Source organism: Pseudarthrobacter sp. AL07, from assembly GCF_029960665.1.
In the GTDB taxonomy this organism is placed as follows: domain Bacteria; phylum Actinomycetota; class Actinomycetes; order Actinomycetales; family Micrococcaceae; genus Arthrobacter.
In genome coordinates, this window is the sequence record NZ_JASBRB010000024.1 from 15,733 (window position 1) to 39,218 (window position 23,486).

Here is a 23,486-nt window from a genome sequence, read left to right on the forward strand (position 1 = left end):
CAGTAGACGCGTTTCAGTTCCATCATCGAGTTGCCCCCAACCTCGCTGGTTACCCTTCGCAACCCACACCGTCTCGATCGTTGTCGAGACCATAGATGTCAGATCCGACGACGGTGACAGGTCCCCTCACGTAGGCAGGACCGTTGCCGCTGCCTCCGGCGCAATCGACGTCAGATGCAATGGGCACACACGCTCCCGCGTAGTTGGGGTCGCATCCGGACGGCGCTGCGGGGGCGGCGTGCCGCACGGGCGCCGGAACTATTGCAGCTGCTGCGGCTGCTGCAGCAGCGGCTTGCTGCTGGCGGGCCGCTTCTGCGGCAACGGCTTCCTGCCGGGCCTGCTCCGCGGCTGCCTTTGCGGCGGCGTCCTGGGCTGCTTTGTCTGCGGCCGCCTTCTCTGCGGCGACCTTCGCCGCCGCCGCCGCTGCCGCTGCCGCTCGCGCGTCCGTTATCCGTTTCGATTCCGACTGCTCCAACCACAGCAGTTTTCCAGCGTCGGTCTTGGTGCAGATGAAGATCTTCGGCAGGTACTTTTCAGTCGCATTCTCGGTGAGGCAGGCGGAGGAAGCCGGTGCGGTTGGAGTGGGTGTCGGCGTTGCCGTCGCGGATGCGGACTCGCTGGCAAGGGAAATACTGCTAGAGGCCGCCGATTGGCCTCCGCAGGCTGTCGCTGAAATGACTATGGTGACCGCGAGAGCTGCACCAGCCACTTGCCGTCGGGAAATGCCTGACCCCGGCGAAGTCCGGACCACATGGCCAACTTCATTGTTGACCGGATTGCGCGCTTCAAGGCCTCGAAAAAGTGTATTCATTTATTGCCCCCAAAAAATCAAGTATTGATGATGCGAAATTGCTCGTCGAGCGTAACCCTTGTGGCCTGAAGCAAAAAGGCAGCGCGATGGAGGCAATTCTGACCGAGCTGCATCAAGGCCTCCGCAAGTTCTTCCCAGCTTTGGCGCAGGAACACCGACCGCTGAATCAAGACTTCGCGTTCTTTCCTTGCAGCCGGCACGTAGCTTGCGGGGTGACTTTCGAGGAAGGCATGGCCCGATGGGCATGACCGGCCGCGGTACTGCCAGGTGTCCATCATGTGGAAGTTGGCCTGCTGGCCGCAGTGGACGGTGCGGTAGATCTTCATGTCGAAGCCGGCCGGCATGGAGGAAGGCCACAGCTGCATGTTTTCGTAGTACGCCTGGAACGCGGCGGAGCGGCGCTCCAGGAAACGCTCTGTGGCGTCGTTCAGTTGGCCGGCGTCTTGCCAGCCATAACGCAAGGCGCGAAGAACAAGAATGACGTGCCGCGTCGTGCAGATGTGAAAAAAGACCCCTGCTGTCAGGGAAGACTTCATATGCGAACCGCATCTACTCCGATCACTTGTGTTCTTGTTAGAGTCTGACTGGTCCGGCCGCTTGCTCATGAAATTGTGGGCAGAACTGAAAATAAACGGCGTTAGGTCGTTCACCTTTGGTGTGCTCGCTTGCGACATCGACGCCGGCAAGGCGCTCCTAGACGAGATCCACTGGACGGCCGGCCACGTCGCCTGGCTGCGGGACAAAGTGCAGGAGCTGCAGGACGAAGAGCTCGTATAGGGCAAGACCCAGCACGAAGACGGTGTCGGACCACAGGACATCGTTGACGTCACCGCGGAGAAGGCCAGCGACTCGGTCTGGTACGAGCTGAACATGAAGGAATGGGATTGTAGCCTTCCGAAGCCGCGCAGTTCATTGGCCGAGGCACCAGCGTGGAGCCCGCGTCGAGCAGGATGTTCTCCTCGGGCCGGATTACGGACGCCGCCCAGCAGGCGATGGCGTGAAGTTGCTCGAATGCCTCGCCGGTCCGCTGCCGCAGTGACGCGTCCGGATGCGCGCCCAACTCATTGCGCTGCTGGTGGCGGCGGGCGGCCGAGGCCTCGACCAGCCGATGAAGGAACTGGTTTCGACAAGCTCAACCACCGGGGTTCGACAGGATCAGCTACTGAGGTTTCGGCACGCTCAAGCACCGAGACTGCACGAAGCTCGGAACGACAGATACCGCGCATCCCCACGACCCACCAGCTGTCCCAGTGCGTCAACAGCTTCGAAATCCGCGGACCCCATATCTGTGGACAACCACCGCATCAGCAGTCCTGCATCACCACTGGTCCTCACGGCCGATGCCAGAGCCAGGTCCAGCTGGTCCCGGAGCAGTTGCACCGCCAAAGAGCCCGACCGGCTGAGTAGGGGAGCCCGGTACGCTTCCAGTGCTTCGGCAACGAGCCCTTCGTGCAGCAGCCGCAGGACCCGGCCGGAGTCCGAACGGCCGGCCAAGCCCGCAACGAACCGGTACGGGTTCGACTCCACAGCAGCGCCCAGCATCGAGCGGACCCGGAACATTTCCGTGCGGATGGCCTGCGGCGTTCCCGCATCACCGTAGAGCTCATACGCCAGCTCTTCGGCGGTCCAGCCCTGGGCGCGTGAATCCAGCAGCGCCAGGATTTCCGCCCGACGCAGCGTCAGCGGCACCCGGCTGCCGTCCCGGAACACCGCGGCAGGTTTGTCCCCGAGCAGCTCCAGTGAATCAACGGGCGCGACCGGCCGGCGGACGGCCTGCCGGGAGGCACCCCGGGCCGACGGGGCACTCAAGGAAGTCCCGCCGTCGGGCGTTCCCAAAAGAGCCCCCGCGACCCGGACCGCGCACCGCACCATCCGCAGCGTGTCCGCGCTGAGGGTGTCCAGCGGTCCGGAGACGTCGAGCACGCCCAGGCAGCCGGCCCGTGGCCGGGTCCGTGATGGGCGCAGCCGTGCAGGCCCACTCATGGTGGGTGCGGACCAGGTGCTCGGCGGAGGACAGCTGCACCGGCCTGCCGGTGACCAGCGCCTCGCTGATGGCATTGGTGCCGATGCCGGCCTCGGACCAGTCCGCGCCTTCGGAGAACTCCAGCCGGTCCGCCCGTCGCAGCACCTCCGGGCTGCCCACCCGCCACAGGATCTCGCCGCGGGCATCAGCGAGCACCTTCAGGTGCCGGCCTGAAGTGGAATCGTCGGCCAGCAGGTCGTTTAGCGCGGGCATGACCTGCTGCAGCCGGTGCTCCTGCCGCAGCTCAAGGACGTCGGCGGCGTCGTGCAGGTGCCGGGGGCTGTGCTGGTCCGGGCTGATGCCCAGAGCCATGGAGCGGCGCCACGAATCCGCCCGGTCGTTGGGGATCTCCGGGCGCGGGCCCGTCGTCATGGGGCGTCGCCGGGAATCGTCCAATCGAAGTCCCTCGGACGGAGGTGCCGGTTGTCTGGATCGAAGGCAGGAACCCTGAAGTCCCCCGCCTCAGGATCCACTTCTCCGTCCATGAGCCGCATTCCGGACCCGCCCCGCATAACGCATAGTCACGGATGCTGACGCGCGAATCATCCGGAGGCGGTGCCTGCGGCGTGCACAGTTGGCTGGCAGACGTCATACAGACATATTTCAGCAAATACTCAGCCTGGAGTTTTTCGTGGCTATAGTTTGTCCGGGGGACGAATCTGTCATCTCTGATGCAAGCTATATCTCAGCCATACCGCAGGCAGATAAGCCACCCGAGACATTAGCCAACGAGTTAGACAGGATCTGCAATGACAGAGAACACAACATTGCCGGAGGCAAAGCGTGACGGCAAAGCCCAAGCGGCAGCCGAGAAGGCATACCGCAAGGCATCTCGCCCTTGGTTCAAGAAGAAGCGATTCATACTCCCGCTTGTCCTTGTATTGATTATGATCATTTCGTCGATTGCAAACGGCGGCAAGAAGGGTGATTCTTCAGCTACAGTCGCTCCTGCCACGGACGCATCGGCAGCGGCACCAGCTGCGGTACCAGCACCAGCGGCATCAGACGCCCCCGCGCCGGCCGCACCTCCCGCCCAAGCGGCGGCTCCCGAGGCAGTGCCAGTTGATGCCGCTCAGCTACTCGCGGACTTCAAAGGCAACGAGGCCGCTGCCGACGCGAAGTACAAGGGGAAAGTTCTGCAGGTCACCGGCAGTGTCGACAAGGTTGACACCGAGTTCCTTGATAAGGACCAGTACATCGTGAGGCTCGATAGCGGTGACCAGTTCAGCTTCCTGCATGTCAACTGCAATGACGTACCGGCGGCGAAGGCAGCCGCCATTGTGCCCGAAAGCACGATTACGGTTCGGGGCACATTCCAGGATGGCGGGGACCTCGGCGTCGAGCTGAAGGCTTGCGAAGTTCTCTAATCAGACTCTTCTAGTCTCGGCGGTCCAAGTCCGTGTCTTTATGCAGGCACGGACTTGGGCCGTCTACTCCAGGGAAGAATAGTCCGCTTCGCCAAAAGCTCATCCGCCCTAGGGTGGCTTCCGCCACAGGCTCGACGAAGCTTTGACTCACTCTCCGCAGCCGGCCGCCTAGGCAGACCACCTCGATTCCCTCAGACTCGGCCAGTTCCTGCATGGTGTTGATGCCCGGCGTGGTCACGGACAGCTTCTCGAAGCCGCGCAATTCGTGGGCCAGAGCACACCCTCGGCGGAGCCAGCATCTAGCAGGATGTTCTCCCCAGGCAAGATCACGGACGCGGCCCAGCCGACGGTGGCGTGTTTCTGTCAGCCAGATGGGCACACTAGGGGCCTGGACGGAACACAGCAAGATAGCAGGGACATTTTCAGCTTCAGCGGGCACTACCATCTCAGCAGCGGCCTGAGCGTAAACCTAAAGAGGGCGAAAACTGACCGTTGCCGCCGGTCCGCATTTATGGGTCGGGCCCCAGGCCAGAATTGTCTCGACGCATGGTATTTCACGCTGAAGTTCAGTCAAAAATTGTGACACATTCATTTGGTTCAAACTCTGGTTTGTCTGAACCCAGATGAAGGACCCCAAAAGGAAAATTCGGGAAATGAAGCTTCAATTCTCTGCCATTTTGGCGGCCACCATTCTTATGGCCGTCACCGCATGTGGGGCAGGGGAGCAGGCCAGCGACACCGCATCACCTTCGGTCTCCGCTTCCGCCTCTCCGAAAGCAACCGCAAAGCCGGTCCCGGACGTCGTGGGAAAAACGTACATCGAAGCCAGGACTTTGCTGAACAAGAGCGATTACTACACCCGCCTCATCGGCAAAGACGGCAAGAAATGGACAACGAACCTCGTCCCGGACGACTCTGTCATGGCCGTGTCAACAAACCCGGCCGCGGGCAAGGCGTTCAGGGACGACTACGTCGACGTCCTGGTGAACATGACGGAGGCCGAGTTCACCGCGGCCGTCAAGGTCAAGGCGGAAGCGGCTAAAGTCGCAGCCGAAGAAGCAAAGATCGCCACGCGCTACACCTTCACGTGCGGCAGCTACTCCAGCACCCAACCCACGTACAAGTCCTACAAAGAAGTGTGGGCGAGCTCCGACTATGGCTTCGGCAGCAACTCCTGCAGTGTGAAGATCGGCGGCGTCTCCCCTTACGACAAACCCACGTTGCTTCCCAGCGAACAGAAGCTCATCGACTTCGTCGCGTCCAAGGGCGGCGACGTCAGCGGACCGGGCTCCGTCATCGGCAGCATCATGAACCTCTGTGCCAAGCTCGATGGCGACTACGCAGACCGGGTGACCGCCAACATGGCCTCACGGAAGGCAGAAGCGGAAGCCGCACTTTCCGTCTGCCCCAACACCCCGCACGCCGCGGTGCTCCAGGAAGCTGTCACCTCGATAAAAATCGGGGATGGCGACAAGATTGTCGGGCAAACGATGGAGCCCGGTACCTGGAAAACAAAGCCGGGCACCAAGGACTGCTACTGGTCCCGGAATACCGGCGGCGGCGACATCATCGCTAACGACTTCGTCGGGTTCGCACCTAACGGCGTCACGGTGACGGTCTACCCTGGCGAAGGATTTGAATCATCTCGTTGCGGCATCTGGACAAAGATCGGATAACTCCTTGGCAGAGTTGGGCAGGGATTCGTGCCCGACTCTGGTCTGCCTTGGCCCATTGCCGGTGCAAGGTGTCGTATCCCCCAACAGTTGGGGTCGGATGTCAGAGACTGCTTCAGCGGGAAAAGTAGATCCTCCCCGACGAGTGGAGCTTGGTTCAACAGTCTCGCCTTCGACAGGCGCAACTAGCAGGTTCTACGTCGACCGGCTCAACCGCCGGGTAGGGCGGTGGGCCACCTTACCCCCTGAGACCCGGAACTTCTGCACCTGACTGGGGTCGGCACCGTCATCCGTCACCAGTGTCCGCGGCAGCGCCAGCCGCGCCCAGGCGTGGAAATGCCGGAGGCCGAGCTTGACGAGTCAGCCAGGACGTAGACGCACCGGGCGATGAGCACCTTAATACGGGTCTGAGCGTGGTCTTCCTCGCCGATGCCGTCCTCGGCGGTGACGGCGTCGGCGCCGAGGAACTCACGGTCAAGGCTCATCCGCTCCATGGCCGCCTAGGCAAGGGGGCGACGAAGCTTTGGGTGACGCCGCGGAGCCGGCCGCTCAGGCAGTCCACCTCGATGCCTTCCGAGTCGGCCAGTTCCTGCATGGTGTTGATGCCCGGTGTGGTCATGGACAGCTTTTCGAAGCCGCGCAGTTCGTGGGTCAGTGCACCCACGGTGGAGCCGGGGTCTAGACGGGATGTTGTCGCCGGGGACAATCACCGAGGCCGCCCAGCGCGCGATCGCGTGCTTCTGTTCGAACGCCTCGCCGGTGCGCAGCCGCAGCGAGGCTTCCGAATGGGCGCCCAGCGCCATGGCGCCGCCGTACGTGCGGGCCAGCCGGCCGTGCCAGTCCATGGAGATGTCGTCGATCTCGAGTGCCTGGGGTTTCGACAGGCTCAACCACCGATGGCAGTCCGGGCACACTGGACGGGCTCAACCCCCTGACGACGCCCTGAAAGCCAGATACCGCGCATCCCCGCGTCCCACCAGCCGTCCCAGTGCCTCCACGGCCTCAAAGTCACCGGAGCCCATATCCGTGGACAGCCAGCGAATGAGGAGATCGGCGTCGCCGCTTGACCGTACGGCGGAGCCGAGGGCAAGGTCCAGCTGGTCCCGGCGCAGCTGGACGGCCAGGGCGCCCGAGCGGCTGAGCAGGTAATCCCGGTAGGCCTCCAGCGCTTCAGCCACCCTGCCCGCACGGAGCAGCCGCAATACGCGCCCGGCATCGGAACACCCGGCGAGCCCCGCAACAAGGCGGTAAGGATTCGACGCCACGGCATCGCCCAGCAGGGAGCGCACCCGGAACATCTCGGTGCGGATGGATGCCGCTATCCCCGCGTCGCCGTGAAGCTCATACGCCAGTTCCTCCGCGGACCAACCCTGCGTTCGCGAATCCAGCAGCGCCAGGATTTCCGCACGCCGTAGCGTCAGCGTCACCCGGCTGCCGTCACGGAAAACCGCAGCCGGCTGGTCGCCGAGCAGTTCAAGCGACTCAACAGCCGCCGTCGGGCGTGCCACGGCGCGCTGCACTGGCCGCCGGGCGGGCGTTGAGGCACCCGCCGTTCTCCCGCCGTCGGGCGTTCCCAGCAGGGCCTCCGCCATGCTGACTGTACAGCGCACCATGCGCAGCGTGTCCGCAGTGAGGGACTCCAGCGGCCCCGAGACATCCAGCACGCCCAGCAGCCGGCCGGTGGCCGGATCCGTGATGGGCGCTGCGGTGCAGGCCCAAAGTGGTGGGTGCGGACCAGGTGCTCGGCGGAGAACAGCTGCACCGGCCGCCCGGTGACCAGCACTTCGCTGATGGCGTTGGTGCCGATCCCGGCCTCGGACCAGTCGGCCCCTTCGGAGAACTCCAGCCGGCCGCAGCACCTCCGAGCTGCCCACCCGCCACAGGATCTCGCCGCGGGCGTCGGTGAGCACTAGCAGGTGCCGCGGGCTGTGCTGGTCCGGGCTGATGCCCAGGGCCATGGAGGGGCGCCACGAATCCGCCAGGTCGTTGGGGATCTCCGGGCGCGGGACGCCGGAGATGACCAGTTCGTGGGCGCGGGAGGTCTACATGCCGCCGTCCCCGGATTGTTGCGACCACGAAAACGGGTGAACTTTTCTCGCTCTGACGCCGTTGTGTCTGGCGCCGCGCCCGTATTCCCTATGGTTTTGGCGTCACGGAACGACTCTTGCCCTTTGTGTCGTGATGCCAACCACCATGCCTTTGGAGTAACTCAATATGATTGGCGAGTGTGTGAAAAATGCTCCGCTCTTCGCAAAGCCGGAAAGCTCTGGATACCTGTCAAGAAGTTTGAGCTGTGGGAGAGGACTCTACTGCTCAAGATTGGCGTTCCGGTCTTCCTAGTCCTCGGGACTCTGGGCGTTTCGATAATGTCCGGCCAGGGTCCGGCGTTCGCTGGTGCGGGACTGCTATTAGCCGGGGCCGTCATCCAAGCAACTACGGCATCTTCATCAAGCATGCCTAAAGAAGTTGGAAAGAAAGACGACAACCTTGGTCATTGGCACGATGCATGGGTATTGAGTGGCTGGGTCGTGATTACGTTTGAGGCGTTGTTTTCGATGCTTGGGGCACTTCCGTCACCCGTACAGGAGGACGCAAGCACTAGCTCGAAAGGGTGGTGGATCTTTACGCACGAATGGATGCTGCAGTTGTTCAGCGGCACTGTTGGCGCGCTCATGGGAGCTGTCGTGGCAGCCATCGCGGCAGTCGTGGTCTTGAACGGGACGAACGCTAAGCAGCAAAGCTTGTGGGACGCCTCGAAGGTTCAAGATGAAATCAGGACTTCCAAAGCTCGTCAAGTACAGTCAGCGGCTGACCTAACCGAGGCCCTATTGAAGCTAATCCCGGCCACCTATAGGAAAGACGAAAATGAAGTCGTCGAAGCATCCTATGCGAGCACAAACGCGTTCGTACGGTGGAGCTCCGATCTGTTCGGGCTAAACGAAGATTTCAGGAAAGAACTGAGCAGATGGAATTCAGGATTCCACCGAGATTCGAGAGCTCTCCATAAATTGCGGCAGCATCAACCTCATGAGCTTTACAAGTCCGAGCTGGACAGCTTGCAAGCTGTCTTCAGTATGAACATCGAGAAGTTCATTAGGACTTATAGCCGATGGCTTGCGCAGGAGGAGGTACGCGAGGAAATGATCCAAACTTTGCGGGACGGCAAGTCCGGCGACATTGCCCTGCGGATCCACGGAGAGCTTGGTATACCCCAACCTTGGCTTCTGCCCCAGACTGATCAAAGCTCCGAAGCGCCACTCTGATGCTACAACTAGGAAGAAGCTGGGGCGGGTTCCTTTGCTTGCAGGGCGACTGGCGCCCAACCGGCTGGTTTCGACGAGTCTAGTGTCCTTAGCTCAACGAGCAACCCCGCCACCTCGATCGCAACTCCCGCATCTCGGAACTTCTGCACCTGCCCGGGGCCGCCGCCGTCGTCCGTCACCAAAGTCCACGTGGTGCCGGGGCCTACGCATGGAACGGCCGCAGGCTAGCTTGGTGGAGTCCGCCGACACGTACCCGTCCCGCCCCGCCGGGCCATAAGTTCAGCCGGGTATGGGCGTGGCCGACGCCGCAAATGGCATTTTTTGCGGCGTCGGCGCCGAGAAACGTGGGCTCGAAGATCATCCGCTCCGGGGCCGCCGCCTCGGCCAGCGAACCCGACGAAGCTTTCGCTCAGACTCCGTATTCCGCCGCCTAGGTCCCAGCACCCGGGCGGCGGGGACTGGACGGGCAAGAAGGCCGTGGTGATCGGCTCCAACAACTCCGCGCACGATATCTGCGCGGACCTGTGGGAGCACGGCGCCGACGTCACCATGGTGCAGCGGTCCTCCACCCACATCGCCCGGAGCGAGTCGCTGATGGACCTGGCCCTGGGAGACCTGTACTCCGAGAAGGCTTTGGCGGCCGGGGTGACCATGGAGAAGGCCGACCTGCTGTTCGCTTTATTGCCCATGCGGATCCTGCCCGAGGCGCAGGTGCCGGTGTACCAGGAGATGGCTGCCCGGGATGCTGATTTCTACTCCCAGCTGGAGGCCGCCGGGTTCGATCTGGACTTCGGTGTGGACGGGTCCGGGCTGTTCGTGAAGTACCTGCGGCGCGGCTCCGGCTACTACATCGACGTCGGCGCCTCCCAGCTGATCATCGACGGCCGGGTGCAGCTGAAGTCCGGGGAGGTCTCCAAGATCACCGGCAGCGCCGTGGTCCTGAACGACGGCACCGAGCTGGAAGCGGACCTGATCGTCTACGCCACCGGCTACGGCTCCATGAACGGCTGGCTGGCGGACCTGGTCTCTCCCGAAATCGCGGACAAAGTAGGAAATTGTTGGGGGTACGGCTCGGAAACCCCGAAGGACCCGGGCCCCTGGGAAGGGGAGCTGCGCAACATGTGGAAGCCCACCAACGTGCCCAGCCACTGGATCCACGGCGGCAACCTGCAACAGAGCCGGCACTACTCCTCCTACCTGGCCCTGCAGCTCAAAGCCCGGATGGAGGGACTGGACACGCCGGTGTACGAACTGCAGCCCACCCATCACACGCGCTGACACCGGCCCCGGTGGTTGAGCCTGTCGAAACCGACGAAACCCGGCCGCCGGTGGTTGAGCTTGTCGAAACCCATTCAATTGAGGAGAAATCATGAAAGCAGCACGTTTTCACGGCAGGAAAGACATCCGGATCGAGGATGTGCCGGAGCCGGAGCCGGAGCTCCGCGCCGGGACCGTTATGACGAGTCATTGTCCCCTGACTCCGGAGTAGCCGGGTCGTCCGCCCGCCGGGAATATGAGCGCCGGAGGGCGAAGGACGAGGAGAAGCTCCGCGAGAAGTGGGGTCGCTTCGGTGGCCTTGCAGTCGCCCTCTCTGAGGAGCGACAAAACACAAAATCCTGGGATCAGGGCGCGATCGGTGAGGAACGCCTCGGCGCCCGGCTCAATGCCGTGGCTGGCTCCGGACTGGCTGTCCTCCACGACCGTCGCATCCCGGGCTCGAAGGCCAACATCGACCACATCGCCATCACTCACGGTGGAATCTGGGTTATTGATGCGAAGCGGTACAAAGGACGGCCTGAGCTGAAAATCGAGGGTGGCATCCTTCGCCCACGCGTCGAGAAGCTTCTCATTGGCCGGCGTGACTGCACGAAACTGGTCGACGGGGTGATCAAACAGGTCGACCTCGTGCGCGACCTTGTCGGGCATGTTCCGGTCACCGGGGCGCTATGCTTCGTCGAAGCAGACTGGCCCCTGATCGGGGGCGCGTTCTCGACTCGTGGCGTTCACGTTCTCCGCCCGAAGCGGTTAGCCAGATTGCTGACGGAGCAACCAGCCGGCGACGTTGATGTGGCACGGATGCGTGAGTCGGTAGCGTCGCGGTTCAGGCCTGCGTGACGTCCATCGGGGATGTTCGAGGCCGTTCCGAAGGGGGTTGAGTTCCTTCCGTCCTTCGGTGGTGCGGATCGGCAAGGTCCCGTAAGCAGTCCGTGCGAGAATGACGCCATGACCCACGAGCAGCACGCATCCGCCGCGCCGGAACTGGACCGCACCACCCATCCGGCCTTCGAAGCCGCCTATCAGGCCGCCCGGAAGAGCCTGGCTGAGGGCGGCATCCCCATCGGAGCGGCGCTCGCCCGGGACGGAGTGGTCATTGCCAGCGGGCACAACGAACGGGTCCAGAATGCCGATCCGGTTGCCCACGGCGAAATGTCGGCGCTCCGCGCCGCGGGCCGGCAGAAGAGTTACCGGGACACCACGCTCTACACCACCCTTGCCCCGTGTGCCATGTGCGCCGGAACCATCGTCCAGTTCAAAATTCCCCGGGTGGTGGTGGGGGAGGCAACGACGTTCGACGGCGAGCTGGAGCTCCTGCGGGCACGCGGGGTTGAGGTGGTGGTCCTGGATGATCAGCGTTCCGTTGACATGATGCGCACATTCCAGGCCGACAACCCGGAGCTCTGGGCGGAGGACATCGCCGAGTAGGGCCGGTCGGTCACAGCTGATTCTCGCACCCTCCACAGGCTTGGAGTGCTACTGGGCGACGGATCGGGCGCTTCAGAAGTGCTGTGCGTGCGGGCGCGCCGTCGCTACTACCAGGTCGGTCATGGCCTGGACGGCGTCCCGATTGGAAAGCCCGTTATCGTGACAGAGGGACCGCCACGTCCAGAATGAAACGGAGTGGGCGACGACGGCGCGCAGCCGGCTCCTCCTGCCGGGCGACGGAAAGGGATCAACAAGCGTGTCCCGGAAATGCGTATCGCGCGCTTTGAGTTCGCTGCGGTGCCTGTCCGGAATTGCCTGCCAGTCACCGTAGATGCGCGTGAGCATCTGCTCACCGTCGCGATAGAACCGGTAGAGATCCGTCAGTCCGGCCTGCAGGCGTTCCGCGGGGTCAGCGAGCTCTGACCAAGCAGCCGGGTCAGGCAGCTGCTGCTGTGAGAGCCAATGCGAGGAACACGCAGAGAACAGCGCCTCGTCGTCGGCAAAATGCCGGTAGACGGTCAGGCGCGTCACCCCCGCCTGCTCGGCGACGCCGGCAATGGTGGTCCGGGCAGGGCCTACTGAGCCGTGCAGGGCCACCGCTGCGTCGACGATGCGCTGGCGCGTCGTCTCTACCTGCTCGGCGCGCCTATTCATCTGATAACGACGAGTTTTGGTTGAATGCTCCTGTTCACTCAAAGTGTTGACACCGGTCCCTCTGCGCGGATAATTGGCTATACACCATTGTATATTGAATTAGGAAAGGTGGCCCGTCATGGGCGCTGAGAAGGCTCCGCGGCTTACGGTCGTGCAGCCAGGGGAAGGACGCCAGGGCAGCCTCGGGAGTATCGGAGTTGTCTTCAAACTGTTTGGTGAACACACCAACGAGCAGCTCTCGATCGTGGAGCACCCGTTCCCGGTCGGTGCCTTGGTCCCGCCGCATACGCATACCCGTGAGGACGAGTACTCGATCGTCATCGAAGGCGAGATCGGATTCCGCTCCGGTGAACGCGAGGCGGTGCTCGGCGCCGGGGGTTACATCACCAAGCCACGCGGCGAGCTGCACACCATGTGGAACGCCGGCAAAGTCCCGGCGAGGATGATCGAAGTGATCAGTCCCGCCGGGTTCGAACATTTCTTCTGGGGGCTGGCCGATCACCTCGAACCCGGGGGACCGCCGGATCCGGAGGTCCTCGGCAAACTGGCCGCCGAATACGGTCTTCAGTTCGGCGAGGCGCCCTGGCTGCCGGACATCATCGCCCGGTACGGCCTGACTCCTCCGATGGGCTGACGGGAAAGGCCATGGCCGTTCAGCCCCACCTTGAGCAGAAAAGGCCCTGGTCCGGGCTCGCCGCAGTAGCCGCGCGGAAGCCGATGGCACCGCTGGCCCGCATGGCCGCCGTCGTACTCCTGCTGCACGCCCTGGGCTGGGGAGCGCTGCTGATAAGTCTCGCCCCGCATAACCTTCCCGCCGGTTCAGGCCAGGTCTTCGGCATGGGGATCGGTATGGGGGCCTATCTGCTCGGCATGCGCCACGCGTTCGACGTGGACCACATCGCCGCCATCGACTGCACCACCCGCAAACTCATGGCCGAAGGCCTGCGGCCCGTCTCTGTTGGCTTCTGGTTCGCTTTGGGCCACTCCAGCATCGTCTTTGGCCTCTGCCTGCTGCTGGCTGCGGGAGCCCGTGCCCTGGGAAACGAGCTCGGTGACGACGCCCCGTGGTGGCGCGACGTTTTGGGATCTGTGGGCACCACCATGTCCGGGCTGTTTCTCTATGTCCTGGCGTTCCTCAACCTGGCCCTGCTGATCCGTGTCATCCCGGACTTCCGGCGGCTGCGGTCAGGCTATCCGGCAGACCAGGATCGCGGCTTCACCTCGGGCCCGATGGGGCGCCTCCTGCGCCCGGTTATGCGGAGCATCACCCGGCCATGGCAGATGTACCCGGTGGGGCTGCTCTTTGGTTTGGGATTGGATACCGCTGCGGAGGTCGCGCTGCTGGTGGTTGCCGGGGGAGCCGCAGCCACGGAACTTCCCTGGTACGCGGTCCTTGCCCTGCCGGTCCTTTTCGCCGCGGGCATGAGCCTGCTGGACAGCCTGGACGGATGGTTCATGAACGTCGCCTACGGCTGGGCTTTTTCGAAACCAGGGCGGAGGCTGCTGTACAACATTGCCCTGACCGGGCTGTCCGCCACTGTGGCCCTGAGTGTGGGGACAGTGGAACTCATGTCGGTGATCACGGCGAAGACGGGCATCGTTCCCGGGGCGTTTGCGGCGATCGGCAGGGTCGATCTGACGGGCATGGGGTTTGCCGTTGTCGGTCTGTTTGTTCTTATCTGGGGAACCCGGCACATCAACGCAGCAGGGGCTCGCGTGATCGCCGTCGTCCTTCCCGTCGCTGCCTGCGTCAGCCGTCCGGCAGGAGGTTGGCCGCCAGCGTCCGGGCAACGAGACGGCCGAACCGCTCGGCCGTCCAACCACGCTTGAGGACCAGGGTCTCGTAGAGCTCAGCCGAGGTGCCCATAAAAAAGACATCGGCCACTTCCTCCACGGTCAGTCCCGGCTTCAGGAACCCCCGCCCCAGCACCTGGTGGGCGTTGTGCAGCATTCGCTGGTACCGCTCCTCGTCCACGTCACGCAGGAGCGCGGCCATGTCCCGGTCCCCGCTCGCTGCGGCGTCCCTGATGAGGAGATAGACGGGGGAGCCTAGGGGGCTGATTTCCGTAATGAACCGGCCGAACTGCGCCATGAGCTCCCGGGGGTCGGAGACCGAAGCCTGGGCCCGGTCCGACCGCTCTTCCGCAGGCGGGCCCCCGGTTCCAAGCAGGCTCCGCTCATAGATCGCCCTGACGAGCCCCGGTTTCCCGCCGAACCCCTTGTACACGGACTCCTTGGAAACGCCGGCGGCGTGGGCGATAGCGGCGACGGTGGTCCGGCCGTATCCGTTGGCCAGGAACAACTCGCGCGAGTGGGCGAGCACCCTGTTCTTCGACTCCTCGGCCGCTTCCTGCCGGCGGCGCGCATCGTAGCTGCGCGGACCGGCCGGCGCACCGTTGACCGCGGGTCCCATCGGGCGTAAACTCCTTCTATCAGTTGGATACAGCTTACTGTATCCAAATTTTGCCGACCAGCCTCTCCGCCCCGCCGACGGAACCAAGGAGCAGATCATGGACGCTTCAGGAATCGAGCGCGTCCCCGAAGGCCCGGTCCGGCGCATGCTGGACGCAGCCAACCGCCACGACCTCGAGGCCATGGTGGCCGAATTCGCCAAGGACTACCGGAACGCTACCCCCGTCCACCCGGCCCGCAGTTTCACTGGATCCGCCCAGGTCCGGAAGAACTGGACGGCGCTTTTTGCCGGTATGCCGGACCTCACCCTCACCGTCCATGACGTAGCCACCAGGCCGGGCGGCAAAGTCTGGCTGGAATGGAGCAACTGCGGCACCCGGCCGGACGGATCCGTGCAGCGCGCCGCCGGCGTCTCCATCCTCACCGTCCGCGATGACAAGATCGCCGCGGCCCAGTTCTACCTTGAACCCGTGGACGACGGCCCCGGCGACGTGAACGAAGCCATCAGCAGTGCAGTCGGCGGAGCAACCGGAGGTGACCGGCCATGATCCTGGTCGTCGGCGGCACAGGCCGCCTTGGCCGCGCTGTGGTTCCCCTGCTGGTGCAGGCCGGCCACAAGGTCCGCATCATGGCCCGCGGCAATTCCCAGCCTTTCGCCATGACGGTGAGTGACGGCGTCGAACTTTTCCACGGCGACCTCGCCTCCGAAACGGACTGCAGGGAAGCGGTGACGGGCTGCGGTGAGGTGGTCTTCGCGGCCTCCGGGTTCGGCCTCAAGGACTCCGATCCGCGGGGGGTTGACCGCGACGGCGCCATCAGCCTGGTTCGCGCGGCGGCGGTAGCCGGGGTGCGGCATGTGGTGATGATGTCCATGCACGGCGCCGCCCTGGACGGGCCCATCGATTTCCTGCGTTGCAAGGCTGCGGCCGAGGATGCAGTCCGCTCGTCCGGCATGGACTGGACGGTCATCCGGATCGGATCGCTCCTGGAACAGCGGCTTGAGACCATGACGGCCCTGCTTGAATCGAAGGGCAAGGTGCCCCTGTTCGGCTCCGGATCCGCCCCGGTGACCTACACCTCGGTCCAGGATGCGGCCGCCGTCGTGGTCCGCGCCCTGCTGGACCCGGCGCTGCGGAACCGCGTCATCGAATGGGGCTCGCAGACGCTTACCGGCAACCAGCTCGCGGAAGCTTTGCTCGCCCAGGCCGGCCGCGGTTCGGTTCAGCGGATCCCAGCCGCCGCCTTCCGGGTGCTGTCCGTGGCTGCCAGGCCGTTTTCGCCGTTCCTGGCCAGGGTTGCAGGGGCCGGCGCCTGGGAGGAATCCGGGGCAGCCTCTTTCGCCTTCGGTCCGCAGCGGGCGGAGTTTCCCGATATCCCGGTCACGGGGCTCCAGCTCGGGAAACCGGCCGGCTAGCCGGGGCTGTCGGCATAGCCGTTGCGGGCGGGCATTGTGTTCAGGAGGAGTCCTCACTTCCCCCTGGACTGGTGATGCCAACCCCTCCGCGGTCGGGAATCGAGGACTACAGTGGATGCATGGCTCCCGGCCGCAAACCGCTCGACGAGCTGCGCGAGACCATCGGCCATCTGGCCGATCAGCTCAAGCTGCCCGGCGGTTCGGAGCGCGTTGACGACCTGGTCGGCGATCTCATCGGTGCGAGGCCCGGGCCGGCCCGGCCATTGTCCGAGGTGCAGGCCGAGCTCGACGCGCTGGTCGGGCTGGAGACCGTGAAGGAACAGGTACGGGCCCTCGTCGCACTGCTCCAGGTCCAGGCCCGCCGTAAGGCGCACGGCCTGCCGGAGGTGGCCACATCACAGCATCTGGTGTTCCTCGGAAACCCGGGGACGGGCAAGACCACCGTGGCGCGGCTCCTGGCCGAGATGTACCGCGCTGTCGGTCTGCTGCAGAAAGGCCACTTGGTCGAGGTGGACCGTTCGGGCCTGGTGGGGCAGTACGTCGGCGCGACCGCCATCAAGACGGACCGGGTGATCCGGCGTGCGTTGGACGGCGTCCTGTTCATCGATGAGGCCTACGCGCTGGCACCGGAGGACGGCCGGATGGACTTCGGCCCCGAGGCGATCGAGGTCCTGCTCAAGCGGATGGAGGACCACCGCCACCGCCTGGTAGTAATTGTGGCCGGGTACCCGCGGCTGATGGAGTCCTTCTTGCTCTCGAACCCCGGGCTGCGCTCCCGGTTCGCCCGCGAAATCACGTTCCCCGACTACTCAGTGGACGCACTCCAGACGATCTTCCACCAGATGCTGGCCCAGCACGAGTACACGCTGGAGCCGGGCGCGGACCAGATGCTGCGCCGCATCTTCACCGGGCTCCACGCGGGCGAGGACTCCGGCAACGCACGGTTCGCCCGCACGTTGTTCGAGCAGGCGCTCAACCGCCAGGCGCTGCGACTCTCGCTCGACGAGGAACGAAGTCTCGACGCGCTCGATCGTGAGGCCGTCATGACGCTCACCGCGGACGACATCGTCGGGGCCGCGCTGGCCTTGGGCGAGGAGCCGGAACCAGAACCGACTCCGGAACCGGAGCGGCCCCGCTGGTGGCGCTGGCTGGTGTGACCGGGTCTGCGGCGGCCGTATGCGGATGGTAAGGATAGTTGGTCCCGGCCTGACCCTTTCGACGGTGTGGAGCGGCGTTGTAGTGTCATGGCGTGATCGTCCCCGATATTTCCCAGAACGCCGTGGCGGTCGCGGATCACTACGACGAGCTCGATCCCATTTATCGCCGGGTGTGGGGTGAGCATGTCCATCACGGGCTATGGGCAACGGGCCGCGAAACACCCGGCGAGGCCGTCGAGGCGCTGGTGGACACAGTCGGCGACAGGCTGGGCCTTGTGCCCGGCGAGGCGTGCGTCGACATTGGTTGCGGCTACGGCTCCACGGCAAGACGGCTCGCGGTGACGCGCGGGGTCCGCGTCACCGGTTTCACGCTGTCCGCCGAGCAGGCCCTCTACGCCGCCGCGCATCCCGTACCGGACGTGGACATCCAGGTGCGCGACTGGCTCGCCAACGGGATGGCCGATGCCTCGGTTGATGTGGCATGGGCGATCGAGTCGAGCGAGCACATGGTCGATAAGCCCAGGTTCTTCGCCGAGGCGCACCGCGTGCTGGCACCTGGTGGCCGCTTCGTCATCTGTGCGTGGCTCGCCGAGACCGGTGCCAGCGGATGGAAGGTTCGCCACCTGCTCGAGCCGATCTGCCGCGAAGGGCGCCTGCCCTCGATGGGCACGCGCGAGGAGTATGAGGCGATGGCACTGGCGGCTGGCTTTGCGATCACCGGCTATGAGGATGTGAGCCGCCGCGTCGCCCGCACGTGGCCGATCTGCGCCCGACGACTTGTGAGGGTTTTGCTCGTCGATCGCGAGACCCGTCGCCTCGCCCTTGGCGGTCGCAATCGCATCTTCGCTCTGAGCATCCCGCGCCTGATCCTGGCCTACCGCACCGGTGCGATGCGCTATGGGATATTCACGCTGTCGAAGGCTGGGGACAGCGGGGCGCCACACAAACCCGGCACATCAACGCAGCAGAAGCCGGGACTTCCGGCATAGCCGTTACGGCGGCCATAGCGTTCCAGCAGGAGTCCTTCTTCGCCCTGCGCGTCTTGTCGTTGGTGGTTACTGGGCTGCGGGCGGAGGGCATCGTCGAGTAGGAGAACCCCGGGCGGTTGGTGTTAGCCGCCCGGGGTGATCGTATGGAGTCCTGTTTGAGTTGCTGCCCTTACAAGCTCCTTGTCGAAGGCGACGAGGGTCTGCGTTTCAAGTCTGATCGCAGCGGCGAGGTGGATCGCGTCGGCGCTGCGCAATTTACCTGGGAGGGCGGCGGCGTAAAGGAGGTCTGAACGTGTCAGGTCCACGAGGTTGATTGCGTCCAGCACGGCGTTGACCAGTTCCGGCGGCAGGCCGCGGCGGTTGGCGGCACAGTGCAGTTCCGTGTGGAGAAGCATCGAGGCTACGAGCCGCTCACCCCTCTGGACGGCCGATGAGAGAAACTCCGCGGTGGGACCGGACTCCGGTTCCTCGACCACCAGCTTCAAGGCGGCCGAGGTGTCCACATAAACGATCACCGGTCGCCGCGAAGGTCGTCGATCATCTCGGCCGTGCCGACATCAGAGGCCACGCGCTGGAGCAACCGGAAGTCGACGGGGCTTTCCGATGCCTGTCGCACGCTGCCGGACAACAGCAGGCGCTCGAAAGGGGAGGCTGCAGGCGGGATCAACGTAGCCGCAACTTCACCGTTGTTTGTGACATCGATGGTTTCGCCGTTCTTGACCCGTTCCAGGATCTTGCTGCTCTGGTTTCGCAGTTCGCGGTGGGGGATTGTTGTCATGGCCTGCCTCCGTAGCAATCGTAGCATCTGCCGGCCGCGGGCATCCCCTCGGCGACCCTCAAGCTGTGTGGTCGGCTCTATCCAGCACCTGTCCGCATGTTCGAGCCCATCAGGCGGGAACGGCGCGCCGTGAACCTAGTCCAGAAGGCGGACACCCGCCGTCGCGCGTTAGAACTCCAGCCGGAACACCCACAGCAGTGCGTCCTCGCGGTCCACCACGATCAGCGCGGTTCCGGTCGGCTCCGGCAGGATGGCAACGTCCGTGGTGTCCACGCCGGCAGCCGCCTGCGCGTCCAACATCTTCCGCGCCGGCTTCGCGCTCGCCTACATTGTCCTCAACGAGAACCTGCAGGCCAGGGTGTTCGGCACGTCCGTGGGCATCATCGCTGCCATCAACGGGGGAGTGGGCGGCTACGTGGGCCAGCTGATGGCCCAGCCCCTGGGCTTCCGGTCCATGTTCGCCGTGGTGCTCGTCCTCACCGCCATCGCAGCCACCTGCATCATCGACATCACCACGAGGGGTATCCAACCAGTCACTGTTCGCGCAAGATAAGCGCCATAAAAAAACTTATAGTGGCCAGTTTCGCAGCGGCAACGATGGCGCTTGGCGGAATCACCCTGGCGGCCCCGAGCAACGCAGCTCCCGAGTCCTCACACATCGTCGGACAGATCATGGTCAATTTCCGTCACAACGCCGCCGCGCCTGACGTCCTGCGCCAGCATGGCCTGAGCGACGGCGGCTGCATTGGCAGCACGGGCGCCCGCCTCATCAAAGTACCTGCGGGCAAGGAACTGCAGCTCGTCACCGCCTTGAGCCGGAACCCGGCAATGGAGTACGCCGAGCCGGACCAGCTGGTCACTGCCGCTACCGATGATCCTTTCTTCGGCCGCCAGTATGCCCTGCAGAACAACGGTCAGTCATTCTTCAACAACAACCCGGACTATCTGGTGGAGGTGGCCGCGCGGGCACACCGGACGCCGACGGGGACGCCGTCGAAGCCTGGACCCGCTCCAAGGGGAGCGGCGTCAGAGTGGCCATCATCGACTCCGGGGTGGCAGTGGACCATGCGGACATTTCAGGTCAGGTGGTTGCGCGGACCAACCTCACCGACAAGCAGATCGTGAATGCTGAGGACTACGACAAATATGGCCACGGCACCCACGTCGCCGGCATCGTCGCCGCCGTCCATAACACCGCCGGTGTGGCCGGTGTGTGCCCGGAGTGCTCCATCCTGGACGTCAAAGTCCTCAACGACTCCGGGACCGGCTCCAGTTCGGCCATTGCCAAGGGCATCGACTGGGCGGTGGAAAATGATGCAAAGGTGATCAACATGAGCCTGGGACAGCGCGTCTCTTCACGCACCCTGGAAGCTGCGGTCAACAAGGCGTGGGAGGCGGGGAGGGTCATCGTTGCCGCTGCCGGGAATGGCGGTACCCAGGCCAAAATTTACCCGGGCGCGTACCCGAACGTCATCGCGGTTGCGGCCACGGACAACAACGACCTGAAGGCATCCTTTTCGACGTACGGCAGGTGGGTGGACGTGGCGGCTCCGGGTGTCAGCGTGTTTTCGACGTTCCCGAATCATGAGTTCACGCTGGGTAGCCAGAACAACCGCGCGAAGGGTTACGACATTGCCAGCGGAACCTCCATGGCTTCGCCTATCGTGGCCGCAGTTGCCGCGCTGGTGTGGATTACGCCCGCAGGCACGTCAAACAGGACAGTCCGCAAACAGGTGGAATCCTCTGCCAAACCCATAGCCGGCACAGGCAGCTACTGGGTGGATGGCCGGGTGGACGCTTGCAAAGCGGTCGGGTGTTGATGACGATAGCAAGGCCCGCGTGCCGGCCGGACATTTTTCCACTGTCCACCAGAGAGTAGAGTTGTGCGTTAGTGACACGGGGTGCCCTGCTGGTAGGGGCTGAGAGAACACCCGTTGAACCTGATCTAGTTCGGACTAGCGAAGGGATGTCGCGGATGACTATTCGCCTGACGCCTAACCATGCTTGGACCATGCTCGAACGTGTCCGGGAAACCACGCCGCTGATCCAGTGCCTGACCAACACGGTGGTGACGAATGTCACCGCCAATGTGCTGCTTGCCCTAGGCGCGGCACCGGCGATGGTTGATGTCCCTGCTGAGGCAGGGCCGTTCGCACGGGTTGCGTCCGGAGTGTTGGTGAACGTCGGCACTCCGCATGAAGAACAGCAGGCCGGCATGCGCGAGGCGGTGCACGCCGCCACGGAGGCCGGGACACCGTGGGTCCTGGACCCAGTGGCTGTCGGCGTTCTGCCGGTCCGCACGGCCCTCGCCGCCGAGCTGCTGAATTACGGGCCGACGGCGGTGCGCGGCAACGCGTCGGAGGTCTTGGCGCTTGCCGGCGAAGGTCAGGGCGGACGCGGCGTCGACGCCGTGGACGGGCCCGAAGCCGCGCTTAAAGCGGCCAGCGGCCTTGCCCGCCGCTACGGCTCCGTCCTTGCGGTCTCCGGCCCCACAGATGTCATCACGGACGGCACGGACGTCATCCGGATCAGCAACGGCCACCCGTATCTGACCCAGGTCACCGGGGGAGGCTGCGCCCTGGGTGCGGTCACCGTCGCTTTCCTCGCCGTCGACGACGACCCGCTGGCTGCTGCTGCGGCGGCCACCGCCGTCTACACTGTGGCAGCAGACATGGCAGCTGACGGCGCCCGCGGCCCGGGCAGCTTTGCCGTCGCATTCCTTGACGCCCTGGCAGGTATTGACGCTCGAACGTTCACCTCCCGCGTGGTCATTTCATGACCGGTGGGGACTGGGCGCCCGGACGTATTGAGGGCATCTACTTGGTGACCGACACCCAGCTGTGCGGTTCGCGGGGAGTGGTGGAGACCGTCCGCGCGGCGGTGGCCGGTGGCGTTCGGGTAGTCCAAATCCGCGAGAAAACCGCCAGCACCGCTGATCTGTACCAGCTGGTCCTGCAGACCGCGGACGCCGTCGGGCACGCGGCTACGGTGCTGGTGGATGACCGGATCGACGTGTTCCTTGCCGCCCGCGCGGAAGGGGCCGCCGTGCATGGAGTCCATGTTGGGCAAAGCGATCTTCCCGTGGAACGGGTCCGGGCACTGGTAGGCCCGGACGCCGTCGTCGGACTAACGGCGAACACCCCAGACCACCTAAAAGTGCTGCATGCCCTGTCGCCGGGGACGGTGGACTACCTGGGGGTAGGGGTCATCCGGCCGACCGCCACAAAGCCGGACCACCCGGTGCCGCTGGGCGTTGACGGATTCGGGCGGATCGCGGCCGCCACGGCCCTGCCCTGCGTAGCGATAGGCGGGATCGAATCCCCTGACGTTGATGCGCTGCGTGCTGCCGGAGCGGCGGGCATAGCAGTGGTCTCTGCCATCTGCGCCTCTGATGATCCAGAGCGCAGCGCCGAAGAACTTGTGGCCCAGTGGGGCCGTCAGAACACCAACCGATAGAAAGCGGAAAAACCATGCAAATCCCAGAACAGCTCGTCCTCGTTACCGGCGGCGGACGCGGCCTCGGCCACAGCATCGTCCAGGCCTTTGCCGAGCAAGATGCCCGGGTTGTCATCAACTACCGCAACAGCGCCGAGGAGAGCGAAGCCCTGGCAGCAAAGTACGGCCCCGGCCAGGCTGTGGCCCTGCAGGCGGACGTGACCGACGCCGACCAGGTGGCCGCTATGCTCACCGACGCCCAGGAGCATTTCGGCAGCCCCGTCACCACCGTGGTCAACAACGCATTGGCCGACTTCTCCTTCAATGGCGACGCCCGTTCCGCCGCGGCCGGCATCACTTGGCCGGAATTCGAAGCCCAGTTTTCCGGCAGCGTCCGCGGCGCGCTCAACACCACCCAGCAGGCCCTGCCGGGCATGCTGCAGAACGGGTTCGGCCGGATCATCAACATCGGCACCAACCTGTTCCAGAACCCGGTGGTTCCCTACCACGACTACACCGCCGCGAAGGCCGCGCTGCTGGCCTTGACCCGGACCCTGGCCGCGGACCTGGGCCAGCACAACGTCTCGGTGAACATGGTCTCCGGCGGGCTGCTCCGCACCACCGACGCCAGCGCCGCCACACCCGAGGAAGTCTTCGACTACATCGCCGCCGCCACGCCCCTGCGCAAGGTCACCACGCCGTCCAGCTTTGCTGACGCCATCCTCTTCTTCGCCTCCCCGTGGGCCCGCTCCGTCACCGGCCAGAACCTGGTGGTCGACGGCGGCCTGGTCATGAACTAGCGGAAAG

General features: G+C 64.5%; 28 protein-coding genes, 4 pseudogenes and 1 riboswitch. Of the genes and pseudogenes, 19 read left to right on the top strand and 13 right to left on the bottom strand.

What is annotated here, in order from left to right; genetic code table 11:
* Positions 1-49: 49 nt before the first annotated feature.
* Positions 50-811: a hypothetical protein gene (locus tag QK290_RS14990; protein ID WP_282331432.1), complete on the bottom strand. Its 762-nt coding sequence runs from the start codon at positions 809-811 to the stop codon at positions 50-52.
* 254 nt (positions 812-1,065) lie between these two features.
* A pseudogene (locus QK290_RS14995) lies at positions 1,066-1,254 on the bottom strand (alkaline phosphatase D family protein); the annotation flags it as partial.
* Between the two features lie 160 nt (positions 1,255-1,414).
* Here QK290_RS14995 and QK290_RS15000 point away from each other — a divergent pair.
* Positions 1,415-1,588: a hypothetical protein gene (locus QK290_RS15000; RefSeq protein WP_282331472.1), complete on the top strand. Its 174-nt coding sequence runs from the start codon at positions 1,415-1,417 to the stop codon at positions 1,586-1,588.
* Positions 1,589-1,698: 110 nt separating this feature from the next.
* On the opposite strand, the pseudogene QK290_RS15005 reads toward QK290_RS15000, so the two are convergent.
* From QK290_RS15005 to QK290_RS15015, 3 genes and pseudogenes are all read right to left on the bottom strand, one after another.
* Positions 1,699-1,871, bottom strand: a pseudogene (locus QK290_RS15005) (DeoR/GlpR transcriptional regulator); the annotation flags it as partial.
* Between the two features lie 119 nt (positions 1,872-1,990).
* A complete protein-coding gene (locus QK290_RS15010) occupies positions 1,991-2,620 on the bottom strand; it encodes a hypothetical protein (protein WP_282331433.1) in 630 nt (209 codons plus the stop codon).
* A complete protein-coding gene (locus QK290_RS15015; protein ID WP_282331434.1) occupies positions 2,556-3,206 on the bottom strand; it encodes a hypothetical protein in 651 nt (216 codons plus the stop codon). The genes QK290_RS15010 and QK290_RS15015 overlap by 65 nt, the downstream gene beginning before the upstream one ends.
* 377 nt (positions 3,207-3,583) lie before the next feature.
* Here QK290_RS15015 and QK290_RS15020 point away from each other — a divergent pair, with 377 nt between their 5' ends.
* Positions 3,584-4,201 carry a hypothetical protein gene (locus QK290_RS15020; RefSeq protein ID WP_282331435.1) on the top strand — a complete coding sequence of 206 codons (618 nt, stop codon included), beginning with the start codon at positions 3,584-3,586 and terminating at the stop codon, positions 4,199-4,201.
* 88 nt (positions 4,202-4,289) lie between these two features.
* On the opposite strand, the pseudogene QK290_RS15025 reads toward QK290_RS15020, so the two are convergent.
* A pseudogene (locus tag QK290_RS15025) lies at positions 4,290-4,564 on the bottom strand (DeoR/GlpR transcriptional regulator); the annotation flags it as partial.
* A 290-nt stretch (positions 4,565-4,854) separates the two neighbouring features.
* On the opposite strand from QK290_RS15025, the gene QK290_RS15030 reads away from it, so the two are divergent.
* Positions 4,855-5,877, top strand: coding sequence for a PASTA domain-containing protein (locus QK290_RS15030; RefSeq protein ID WP_282331436.1), 1,023 nt, complete (start codon positions 4,855-4,857; stop codon positions 5,875-5,877).
* Between the two features lie 290 nt (positions 5,878-6,167).
* Here QK290_RS15030 and QK290_RS15035 read toward each other — a convergent pair whose 3' ends face one another.
* The 3 genes from QK290_RS15035 to QK290_RS15045 form a co-directional block, all read right to left on the bottom strand.
* Positions 6,168-6,359: a hypothetical protein gene (locus tag QK290_RS15035; protein WP_282331437.1), complete on the bottom strand. Its 192-nt coding sequence runs from the start codon at positions 6,357-6,359 to the stop codon at positions 6,168-6,170.
* Positions 6,356-6,538, bottom strand: a complete 183-nt coding sequence (locus tag QK290_RS15040) for a hypothetical protein (RefSeq protein ID WP_282331438.1) — start codon at positions 6,536-6,538, stop codon at positions 6,356-6,358. Before QK290_RS15040 ends, QK290_RS15035 begins: the two co-directional genes overlap by 4 nt.
* Positions 6,539-6,797: 259 nt before the next feature.
* Positions 6,798-7,832, bottom strand: coding sequence for a transcriptional regulator (locus QK290_RS15045; RefSeq protein ID WP_282331439.1), 1,035 nt, complete (start codon positions 7,830-7,832; stop codon positions 6,798-6,800).
* A gap of 267 nt (positions 7,833-8,099) precedes the next feature.
* On the opposite strand from QK290_RS15045, the gene QK290_RS15050 reads away from it, so the two are divergent.
* The 4 genes and pseudogenes from QK290_RS15050 (at position 8,100) to QK290_RS15070 (ending at position 11,840) form a co-directional block, all read left to right on the top strand.
* Positions 8,100-9,137, top strand: coding sequence for a hypothetical protein (locus QK290_RS15050; RefSeq protein WP_282331440.1), 1,038 nt, complete (start codon positions 8,100-8,102; stop codon positions 9,135-9,137).
* A gap of 435 nt (positions 9,138-9,572) precedes the next feature.
* Positions 9,573-10,415: pseudogene (locus QK290_RS15055) on the top strand (NAD(P)/FAD-dependent oxidoreductase); the annotation flags it as partial.
* A gap of 390 nt (positions 10,416-10,805) precedes the next feature.
* Positions 10,806-11,252: a nuclease-related domain-containing protein gene (locus QK290_RS15065; RefSeq protein WP_282331469.1), complete on the top strand. Its 447-nt coding sequence runs from the start codon at positions 10,806-10,808 to the stop codon at positions 11,250-11,252.
* 108 nt (positions 11,253-11,360) lie between these two features.
* Positions 11,361-11,840, top strand: coding sequence for a nucleoside deaminase (locus QK290_RS15070; RefSeq protein ID WP_282331441.1), 480 nt, complete (start codon positions 11,361-11,363; stop codon positions 11,838-11,840).
* Positions 11,841-11,912: 72 nt separating this feature from the next.
* Here QK290_RS15070 and QK290_RS15075 read toward each other — a convergent pair whose 3' ends face one another.
* A complete protein-coding gene (locus tag QK290_RS15075; RefSeq protein WP_282331442.1) occupies positions 11,913-12,494 on the bottom strand; it encodes a TetR/AcrR family transcriptional regulator in 582 nt (193 codons plus the stop codon).
* 118 nt (positions 12,495-12,612) lie between these two features.
* Here QK290_RS15075 and QK290_RS15080 point away from each other — a divergent pair, with 118 nt between their 5' ends.
* Positions 12,613-13,128, top strand: a complete 516-nt coding sequence (locus tag QK290_RS15080) for a cupin domain-containing protein (protein WP_282331443.1) — start codon at positions 12,613-12,615, stop codon at positions 13,126-13,128.
* Between the two features lie 11 nt (positions 13,129-13,139).
* Positions 13,140-14,324, top strand: coding sequence for a HoxN/HupN/NixA family nickel/cobalt transporter (locus QK290_RS15085; RefSeq protein WP_282331444.1), 1,185 nt, complete (start codon positions 13,140-13,142; stop codon positions 14,322-14,324).
* Here QK290_RS15085 and QK290_RS15090 read toward each other — a convergent pair.
* On the bottom strand, positions 14,245-14,907 hold the full coding sequence (locus QK290_RS15090; protein WP_282331445.1) for a TetR/AcrR family transcriptional regulator: 663 nt from the start codon (positions 14,905-14,907) through the stop codon (positions 14,245-14,247). The two genes, QK290_RS15085 and QK290_RS15090, sit on opposite strands and share 80 nt — an antisense overlap.
* A 97-nt stretch (positions 14,908-15,004) precedes the next feature.
* Between QK290_RS15090 and QK290_RS15095 the strand changes: the two genes are divergently transcribed.
* The 4 genes from QK290_RS15095 to QK290_RS15110 all read left to right on the top strand — a co-directional run bounded on the left by QK290_RS15095 (position 15,005) and on the right by QK290_RS15110 (position 18,466).
* Positions 15,005-15,454, top strand: a complete 450-nt coding sequence (locus QK290_RS15095) for a nuclear transport factor 2 family protein (protein WP_282331446.1) — start codon at positions 15,005-15,007, stop codon at positions 15,452-15,454.
* On the top strand, positions 15,451-16,320 hold the full coding sequence (locus tag QK290_RS15100) for an SDR family oxidoreductase (RefSeq protein WP_282331447.1): 870 nt from the start codon (positions 15,451-15,453) through the stop codon (positions 16,318-16,320). Before QK290_RS15095 ends, QK290_RS15100 begins: the two co-directional genes overlap by 4 nt.
* A 119-nt stretch (positions 16,321-16,439) precedes the next feature.
* On the top strand, positions 16,440-17,477 hold the full coding sequence (locus tag QK290_RS15105; RefSeq protein WP_282331448.1) for an AAA family ATPase: 1,038 nt from the start codon (positions 16,440-16,442) through the stop codon (positions 17,475-17,477).
* 92 nt (positions 17,478-17,569) lie between these two features.
* Positions 17,570-18,466, top strand: a complete 897-nt coding sequence (locus tag QK290_RS15110; protein WP_282331449.1) for a class I SAM-dependent methyltransferase — start codon at positions 17,570-17,572, stop codon at positions 18,464-18,466.
* Between the two features lie 122 nt (positions 18,467-18,588).
* Here QK290_RS15110 and QK290_RS15115 read toward each other — a convergent pair whose 3' ends face one another.
* Both QK290_RS15115 and QK290_RS15120 read right to left on the bottom strand, forming a co-directional pair.
* Complete coding sequence (locus QK290_RS15115) at positions 18,589-18,981, bottom strand: type II toxin-antitoxin system VapC family toxin (RefSeq protein WP_282331450.1); 393 nt, start codon at positions 18,979-18,981, stop codon at positions 18,589-18,591.
* On the bottom strand, positions 18,978-19,244 hold the full coding sequence (locus tag QK290_RS15120; protein ID WP_282331451.1) for a type II toxin-antitoxin system prevent-host-death family antitoxin: 267 nt from the start codon (positions 19,242-19,244) through the stop codon (positions 18,978-18,980). The genes QK290_RS15115 and QK290_RS15120 overlap by 4 nt, the downstream gene beginning before the upstream one ends.
* A gap of 262 nt (positions 19,245-19,506) precedes the next feature.
* On the opposite strand from QK290_RS15120, the gene QK290_RS15125 reads away from it, so the two are divergent.
* The 6 genes from QK290_RS15125 to QK290_RS15150 all read left to right on the top strand — a co-directional run bounded on the left by QK290_RS15125 (position 19,507) and on the right by QK290_RS15150 (position 23,479).
* The gene (locus QK290_RS15125; RefSeq protein ID WP_282331452.1) at positions 19,507-19,797 is read left to right on the top strand and encodes a hypothetical protein; all 291 of its coding nucleotides are present in this window, start codon (positions 19,507-19,509) and stop codon (positions 19,795-19,797) included.
* Positions 19,798-19,817: 20 nt separating this feature from the next.
* The gene (locus QK290_RS15130; RefSeq protein ID WP_282331453.1) at positions 19,818-20,369 is read left to right on the top strand and encodes a hypothetical protein; all 552 of its coding nucleotides are present in this window, start codon (positions 19,818-19,820) and stop codon (positions 20,367-20,369) included.
* Positions 20,276-21,064: a S8 family peptidase gene (locus tag QK290_RS15135; RefSeq protein WP_282331454.1), complete on the top strand. Its 789-nt coding sequence runs from the start codon at positions 20,276-20,278 to the stop codon at positions 21,062-21,064. Before QK290_RS15130 ends, QK290_RS15135 begins: the two co-directional genes overlap by 94 nt.
* A 67-nt stretch (positions 21,065-21,131) precedes the next feature.
* Positions 21,132-21,228: riboswitch (TPP riboswitch) on the top strand.
* Positions 21,229-21,255: 27 nt separating this feature from the next.
* Complete coding sequence (gene thiM / locus QK290_RS15140; protein ID WP_282331455.1) at positions 21,256-22,023, top strand: hydroxyethylthiazole kinase; 768 nt, start codon at positions 21,256-21,258, stop codon at positions 22,021-22,023.
* Positions 22,020-22,700, top strand: coding sequence for a thiamine phosphate synthase (gene thiE, locus QK290_RS15145; protein WP_282331456.1), 681 nt, complete (start codon positions 22,020-22,022; stop codon positions 22,698-22,700). The genes thiM and thiE overlap by 4 nt, the downstream gene beginning before the upstream one ends.
* 14 nt (positions 22,701-22,714) lie before the next feature.
* A complete protein-coding gene (locus QK290_RS15150) occupies positions 22,715-23,479 on the top strand; it encodes a 3-oxoacyl-ACP reductase (protein WP_282331457.1) in 765 nt (254 codons plus the stop codon).
* The last annotated feature ends 7 nt before the right edge of the window (positions 23,480-23,486 follow it).